7 protein-coding genes are annotated in these 7644 nt (G+C 68.2%); 4 read left to right on the top strand and 3 right to left on the bottom strand.

Annotated features, from left to right (window positions below):
* Positions 1-46 precede the first annotated feature (46 nt).
* The gene (locus tag AC3EQ1_RS06800; protein WP_432093359.1) at positions 47-388 is read right to left on the bottom strand and encodes a hypothetical protein; all 342 of its coding nucleotides are present in this window, start codon (positions 386-388) and stop codon (positions 47-49) included.
* Positions 389-1647: 1259 nt separating this feature from the next.
* Positions 1648-2172 carry a CGNR zinc finger domain-containing protein gene (locus AC3EQ1_RS06795; RefSeq protein WP_432093358.1) on the bottom strand — a complete coding sequence of 175 codons (525 nt, stop codon included), beginning with the start codon at positions 2170-2172 and terminating at the stop codon, positions 1648-1650.
* 25 nt (positions 2173-2197) lie between these two features.
* Here AC3EQ1_RS06795 and AC3EQ1_RS06790 point away from each other — a divergent pair, with 25 nt between their 5' ends.
* Positions 2198-2404, top strand: a complete 207-nt coding sequence (locus AC3EQ1_RS06790) for a hypothetical protein (protein ID WP_432093357.1) — start codon at positions 2198-2200, stop codon at positions 2402-2404.
* On the top strand, positions 2398-3036 hold the full coding sequence (locus AC3EQ1_RS06785) for a LysE family translocator (protein WP_432093356.1): 639 nt from the start codon (positions 2398-2400) through the stop codon (positions 3034-3036). Before AC3EQ1_RS06790 ends, AC3EQ1_RS06785 begins: the two co-directional genes overlap by 7 nt.
* A gap of 69 nt (positions 3037-3105) precedes the next feature.
* Here AC3EQ1_RS06785 and AC3EQ1_RS06780 read toward each other — a convergent pair whose 3' ends face one another.
* Complete coding sequence (locus tag AC3EQ1_RS06780; RefSeq protein WP_432093355.1) at positions 3106-4233, bottom strand: NADH:flavin oxidoreductase; 1128 nt, start codon at positions 4231-4233, stop codon at positions 3106-3108.
* Between the two features lie 115 nt (positions 4234-4348).
* Here AC3EQ1_RS06780 and AC3EQ1_RS06775 point away from each other — a divergent pair, with 115 nt between their 5' ends.
* Entirely contained in the window at positions 4349-4783 is a 435-nt protein-coding gene (locus tag AC3EQ1_RS06775; RefSeq protein ID WP_432093354.1) for a MarR family winged helix-turn-helix transcriptional regulator, read from the top strand.
* 692 nt (positions 4784-5475) lie between these two features.
* Positions 5476-7023: an AMP-binding protein gene (locus tag AC3EQ1_RS06770; protein ID WP_432093353.1), complete on the top strand. Its 1548-nt coding sequence runs from the start codon at positions 5476-5478 to the stop codon at positions 7021-7023.
* The last annotated feature ends 621 nt before the right edge of the window (positions 7024-7644 follow it).

The raw sequence follows: 7644 nt of genomic DNA, 5'->3' as shown, positions 1-7644 counted from the left end.
GATGATCCGCCCCACCAATGCGAGGCGGTCCTCCGGAGGAGCAGCGTCAGTTGCCGTTGTTCCCGTTGTTGCCGTTGTTCCCGCCGTTGTTGCCGTTGTTCCCGTTATTACCGTTGTTGCCGTTGTTCCCGTTGTTGCCGTTGTTGGCGCCGGTGAGGCCGACGTTGATCGGGCCGATGAGGTCCCCGTCGCAGGAGCCGATGATCACGGTCTGGCAGTTGTGGTCCACGCGGGTGGAGTTGTCCTGCCAGAAGGACTTCTCGATGCGCTGGACCTTCACGTCCCCGGACTTCCCGTGTCCGGCGTGCCCGTGGCCCTGCTTCGAGCTCTTCACCCCCGGGTGCTGCCAACCGACCGCGTTGGCAGCGACCACACCGCCCAGCGACATGACACCCACTGAAACGCCGACGACCAAAGCTTGGGTTGCCCGCATTGAACTACCTCCCATTGTCGAAACGGACAGATTGCTGTCCTGTAGCGTCCCAACGACGCCCCGAGAAAGGGGTAACGAAAAGTTTTTCTCCACTGCCCCAACGGTGTCGCCGACTCGCCGGAAAGAAGTAACCACTATCGGGCAGGTGGAGCAGACAACCATCACATTTCCCGACCATCCCCGCCCATCGCACAGGCAACCCAGCAGCAGGAAGTCCACCCGAGCACCAGAAGACTGCAATGCAAAACTTCTGGCGTGTCAATCCAACAGACCTGCCCACGTACGGCGACAACAGAACACAACCGGCGCCGACAACGGAACACGACCCTGATCGCCGGGATGCCTGTATCGCCTGCGTGATACCGAGGAGTCGACGAACACAATGAATTCCCGGGACCGACCCACTCACCCTGAAGAACACGGCAGACAAGAGCCGGCAGACCCCACCACCGGCCCGGACACCGGGCACAACGACGGCCCGAACGAGCTGCAGACCTGGGAACCGCCAAGCCGACAAAACAGAGCCTGGACCGAACAGAACACCCGCCCCACCAGCCCAGCACCCAGCGCCCAGCACCCGGCACCCGGCACCCGGCACAGAACGGACCGGGGCAAGGACAAACAGGAACTCGTGGCCGAGCTCCGCCCACGGCAGGAGACGCCGGCCGAAGCACCGGCCACCCCCCGGCCACGGCGCCCACACGCACGTGCACCGTTGTCAGCGCCCGGCCCCGTCAAACTGCAGCAGCCGCGCAACCAGCACCAGCCGACACTCTCAACTACTGACGCCAGACCGGCACATCGCCTATTGACGTGGGCTTGAGGGAGACCTTGTCGAATGGGCCGGCAATCCGGCCAGCCGCGAGCCGATGGCGGCACCGTTCTCTGCCCGCAATAGGGGAGACAATGTGTGGCCGCCCTGCGAGACCGGTACGGCGTCGATATGAGAGCTGTCTGCCCCGGGTGAAGGGTGCTGGGACAGAGATACCCGCCCCAGCACCCTTACTTCGCCCTGTCCTACGCGGTAAGGCGGATGAAGCGCGCTTGTGGCATCAGGTAATCCTGGCAAGCCCGAGAGGGGGGCCGGGGATATGCGGGGATGACACTCGTAGCGGGAGCCGACTCCGCGGCAGCCGGGCAGCCACGACATGGTGCGCCTGGTCACCGCTTACTGCCGCCGGAGCCGTTCGCCGGACTCGAAGCCTCGGAGGGACTCACCGCTGCCGCTTTCGGTCGCGGTGCGCGGAGACGTGCACCCGGGTGGCGCACTGGCGTGAGCAGTACCCGCGGCGGCCGTTGCGGGAAACGTCGACAAAGACGGTGCGGCAGCCCGGTGCCCCGCACCGCCCGAGGCGACACGGGTCGGTCTCGGTGAGCACCAGGGCAAGCCCGGCTGCGGTGGCCGCCCGTACCCGCGTGACGACATCGGCATGCTCGTCGGCGTAATGCAGGTGCGGCGGCTGGCCGTCATGCGTGGAGACATACGGACGGGCCGCCGCATCGGCCAGCAGCCGGTTGACAGCAGCGACCCGCTCCCCCGCGCTGGGTGCCGCGAACGCCTCCCACAGCGGCAGACACCATGCCCGCAGCACCTCGAACTGCTCGCCGGTCAGCTCGGCACGCGCCACCCGATGCTCAGCCAGCAAGGTCTCGACCATGCGGGCATCACACCGGTCATCCAGGTTGGCCAGCGCCGCCGCCAGCAGAGCCGCGTTACCGCCGTAAGCGTTGAAATGCATATACTCATTGCATCACGCTCGGGGCATGACTCCACACCTCCTCTCCACCCACGTCGGACACCCCCCGCCGCGCCCCCTGGCCGACCGCCGGCGCTGCGGCGGTCACAGCCTCCATCCGCTGCCCGCCGGGGATGCCCTCGATCGCAGGTCGGCGCCACCGTCCGGGTCCTCGCCCGGCCGGATCGTGACGGTCTACGCCCCGGCGGCCGGTGGCGGTGAGCCGACGTGCTAGGGCTCAGCTGGACCGAGCTGGGTTCCTTCACTGCCCTGTGCCTGGTCCTCGCGGCGACTCCGGGGGCCAACCTCACAGTCGTGCTGCGCTGCGCACGCCAGGGCGGCCAGCGCGCCGCTGTCGCCGCCGCAGCCGGCCTGACACTCGGCAAGGTCTGCTGGGCCACAGCCTCGGTGCTCGGCCTCGCCGCGCTGCTGGCAGCCTCACCCACGGCCTACGCCACGCTCCGGCTGGCCGGTGCGGCCTACCTGATCTGGCTGGGCGTCCAAGCCCTGCTTCCCGCCCGGCACCGAGCCAGGGACGGGCGGGCCGACGGCGGCGGCGGCACAACCGTGCTCTCTGCGCCCAGCGGATTCCGCCGCGGCCTGACCGGCGACCTGCTCAACCCGAAAGTGGGGATCTTCTACACCACGGTCTTCCCTCAGTTCATCGGCCCCAACGACGCGGTCGCCCCAGCCGCCGCCGTACTGCTCACCGCCCACACGGCAGTACTCATGACCTGGTACCCCGGCATCAGCCACCTGCTCATCCGGATGAGCCGAAAACTCCAGAACCCCCGGCTCCCGGCCGTACTCGACCGGATCATGGGCACCGTACTCATCGCCCTCGGCATCCGACTCGCCGTCACCTGACTGTAAAGAGCCCAGCCCACCCGCCCCGGAAAATCCCGCCCCCGCACAACTACCGCAACATGACCGGCACTAGCTCAGGGTCTTCAGCGCCGCCGCGTCGTACGGCTTCAGCTCCTCGAGCCGGCCCGCCAGGACCTTCGCCGCCCAGTCCGGGTCGTGGAGCAGGGCACGGCCGACGGCGACCAGGTCGAACTCGTCGCGCTCCAGGCGCTCGAGCAGGTTGTCGATGCTGCCGACCGCGGCACCCTCGCCCGCGAACGAGCGGAGGAAGTCGCCGTCAAGGCCGATCGAGCCGACGGTGATGGTGGGCCGGCCGGTGAGCTTCTTGGTCCAGCCGGCCAGGTTCAGGTCCGAGTCCTCGAACTCCGGGAGCCAGTAACGGCGGGTGGAGGCGTGGAAGGCGTCGACGCCGGCCTCGGCGAGCGGGGTCAGGATGGCCTCCAGCTCCTCCGGGGTCCGGGCAAGCCTCGCGTCGTAGGCTTCCTGCTTCCACTGCGAGTAACGGAAGATCACCGGGAAGTCGGACGAGACGGTCTCGCGGACCGCGGCCACGATCTCAGCCGCGAATTTCGCACGGGCCACGGGGTCGCCGCCGTAGGCGTCGGTACGGCGGTTGGTGCCCGCCCACAGGAACTGGTCGAGCAGGTAGCCGTGGGCACCGTGCAGTTCGATGCCGTCGAAGCCGATGCGCTCGGCGGCCGCGGCAGCCTCGGCGAAAGCGCCGATGACGTTGTCCAGGTCGTGCCGGGTCATCGCCGTGCCGGTGCCCTCGGTGCCGTCGAGGCGGATGCCGGACGGGCCGACGGCGGGGGCCTCGGGGTAGGGCGCATCGCCCTGCTTGCGCACCATGCCGATGTGCCACAGCTGCGGGACGATGGTGCCGCCCGCCGCGTGAACGGCCTCGGCGACCTTCGCCCATCCCGCCAGCTGCTCCTCACCGTGGAACCGCGGCACACGGTCGCTCTCCCCGGCCGACTCGTGGCCGACATAGGTCCCCTCTGTGACGATCAGGCCCACGCCCGCGGCGGCGCGACGGGCGTAGTACGACCGCACGTCCTCACCGGGGATGCCGCCCGGGGAGAACTTGCGCGTCATCGGCGCCATCGCGATGCGGTTCGGGACGGTCAGGCCGTTCAGCGCGATGGGCCGGGACAGGATCTCGGCCGCGCGGGGGGCCGAAGACGCAGTGACGGTCACGGAGGTGCTCCTCACAGGTGCTTGATGACTTCGATGGTTGATAACTTCAAGCAATAAGGAAGACCGTAAAGAGAGATACTTGAGATTGTCAAGCTTCCTGGGTAGCGTGACTCCCATGACAGGAACCGCCCGCGTGGACACGGCCGGGCTCATGGAGCTGCTCTCGGTGTCCCTCGGTGTCTACTACGGCGACTTCACGGTCGCGGCGGCGAGCGAGAACCTCACCGCGAGCCAGGGCAAGTGCCTGACCGTCCTGCGCCGGGGCCCTGTGGCGATGCGCGTCCTGGCCCACACCCTGACCTGCGACGCCTCCAACATCACCGGGATCGTCGACCGGCTGGAGGAGCGCGGCCTGGTGCGCCGCGAGCCCAGCCCCTCCGACCGGCGCATCAAGAACGTCGCCCTCACGGCCGAGGGTGAGCGCGTCACCGACGCGATCCGCGCGAAGATGCACGCCACGCAGGAGGGCCTGGACAGGCTCAGCGACCAGGAGCGGGACTCCCTGCACACCCTGCTGGAACGAGTCTTCCCCTCTCAGTCCACCGGCTGAAGCGCGGGCCGGTGTCATGGCCGCGGTCGTGGCCGTAGACCCGCCTGCGGCTGCGGCCACCGCGCGAGCGGCGGCCCCAATCTCCTGACGTCGGGCGGCCCGCACAGGCCATCGCTCTCACCACCCCGGCCCCCCTCGCACGGCCTTCCAGCCGCCGTGGTGAACTCGCCGACAACCGGCGCGCAGCCGAGTCGTTGTCGCCGCCGGCGAACCGGAGACACGACGTGACCGGCCCGGACTGCGTCGCCGCCCGTACCGCCATCGAACACCTCGACGACTCAGCCACTCCGCCCGCCGCCCCCTGACCTCGCATGGCCAGGCCCTCGCGGGTCAGCCGGCCGTGCCGGGAAGCCGGCACTCGTGGAAATGGATACAGCCGCAAACACCCCGTGGGGTGCAGTGCGCGCCACAGCACCCTTGACGTTCCTCCATCTGCGCGTGAAGAAGACGCGTGCGGACGCGCGGTGTTGACATGACCGGCGGGCCGCCGCGGAGCCATTGCCCCGGGGGCGTCAGGACGCACGTCACTGCCCTTCGACGCCGCCCCGGCGATGCCGGCGACGAACGCTCCCTGCGGGCCGACTTGGAGATGTTGATCGCCGGCCATTACCCTTGTTTAGTTGCCTCTGGCAACTACATCCCGCACCGGCTTGCCTACCCGCACTCGCCTACGTCAGGAGGACGCCCGACTCATGTCCACCGCCGCCCGGACATTCCGCACCTACGTGGAGGAGAACCTCGATGCGCTGAGCGCGGACCTGAAGCACGAAGCCCTGGTTCACCAGGGTCGCAGCCTCACGGCAGGCGAGTTCCGCTCACTGGTTCATCGCCTGGCACGCGCCCTGCGGGCCCGAGGCGTCGACCGCGGAGCCACCGTCACGCTGCTCAGCGGCAATCTCCCGGAGACCATCGCCGCCCGCTACGCGGCCAATCTGATCGGCGCCCGGGTCAACCACCTCTACGGCAAGCTGTCCGCCGAGTCCCAGGCCGAGATCGTCCGCGATGTCGAAACCCGGGCCCTGATCGTCGACCCACGCATGGCCGAACGGGCCGTCGAGGTGGCCGAGTTGGCGCCGGTCCCGGATGTCCTCACCCTCGGCCCCACGAAGCTGGGCGCGGATCTGCTGGAGCTGGCGGCCGGTCAGTCCGACGAGCCGTTCGCGAGCCGGGCTCGGGCCAAGGACGTATGCACCATCCGCCACACCGGCGGCACCACCGGCCACCCCAAGGGCATCTGCACCACGTTCGAGCAGACGCGCTGGTTCCACGGAGTGGTTCAGCAGGAACTCACATACGAGCACCGACAGTTGGTCTGCACCACCTTGGCACACGCCGCGGGCGCGATGGCCGACAGTACGCTGCACAGAGGCGGCACGGTCGTTCTGCTCGACGACTTCGACCCCGCCACCGTGCTCGCCACACTCGCACGCGAGCGCATCACCGAGATGTTCCTCCTGCCGCCGCTGCTCTACCAGCTGATGGACCATCCGGACGCTCCGCACACCGACACCTCCAGCCTGCGCATGCTGACCTACGGCGGATGCCAGGCGTCCCCGGCCCGGATAGCCGACGCGATCAGGATGTTCGGCCCCGTCCTGGTGCAGGGCTACGGACAGAACGAGGCCGGGGGCATCAGCGTGCTCACTCAGAAGGACCACGACCCGCGGCGCCCCGACCGGCTGCGCTCGGCCGGGAAGGTACTGTCCGAAGTCGAGGTGGCGATCCGCGACGAGTCCGGCCGCGACCTGCCGGCCGGGGAACACGGTGAGGTCTGTGTGCGCTCCGCCATGATCATGAAGGGGTACTGGAAGCAGCCCGATCTGACTGACCGAGTACTCCGGGACGGCTGGCTGCACACCGGGGACGTCGGATACCTCGACGACGAGGGATACCTGACGATCGTCGACCGGCTCAAGGACATGATCGTCGTGGTCGGCGGCCATGTGTACACCACGGAACTGGAGGACCTGCTGAACTCCCACCCGCAGGTGCTGCAGAGCGCGGTGTTCGGCGTCCGTGACGCCGACCGCATGGAGCGGGTGCACGCCGCAGTGGTTCGGGCGCCCGGCAGCGGCGTCGACGCGCAACAGCTGCGCACGATGGTGCGCGCGGAGCGCGGTGCGATGTACGAACCGGATCAGGTCGCCTTCATCGAAGCACTGCCACTCACCGACGCGGGAAAGCCCGACAAGAAGGAGCTGCGCCGGCAGGCCGAACGGCACGGCTGTCCGGCCGGGTGACAGTACACTCGGGCCGCCACGGCTGAACGCTGTGGCGGCCCGACCGATGTTACGGAGGCCGGTCAACGGACGGGCCCGGCAGAGCCGTTGCTCAACACCGGGCAGAGACCGCCGGTTCCCACACACCGGCATGTCCCCCGCTGGGACCGGCCCACGCCGCATACAGGCGTTACGGCTTCTCAGTGACTACTTCCACCGGATACTGCCCCATCCGCTGCCGGGCGTGTAGATCTGATATCCGTTCTTTCCGTAGCTGGAGGAGTTTCCACAGTTGGCCGAGCTGCGCCCACGAATAACGGCCGCGCCGTACTCCTTCTTGTAACCCCTGATGTAATTGCAATTGATCACCGCACGTACCTGCTTGCCGCACCGAGTGGGCTCGGTGCGGACCGTTGTGTTCCCATGGGTAGCGTTCTCGTACTCCACCAAGAAGCTACAGGGAGGGTCAGGAACTGCAGCGGCAGCACTACCAGTGGACAGGGGTACGAGGCTCGCAGCAATGGCTCCGGACGCAAGCACTCCGAAGAGTTTTCCCTTCACAATCATCCCTTCTCACGATCACGACGGCTGATCCAGCCCGATGGCGGTTCTGTGACGCGCAGACAGTGACGCGTGGGGCGT

It is taken from the genome of Streptomyces sp. bgisy100, from assembly GCF_057709105.1.
This window is presented reverse-complemented; position numbering and strand designations above follow the sequence as displayed.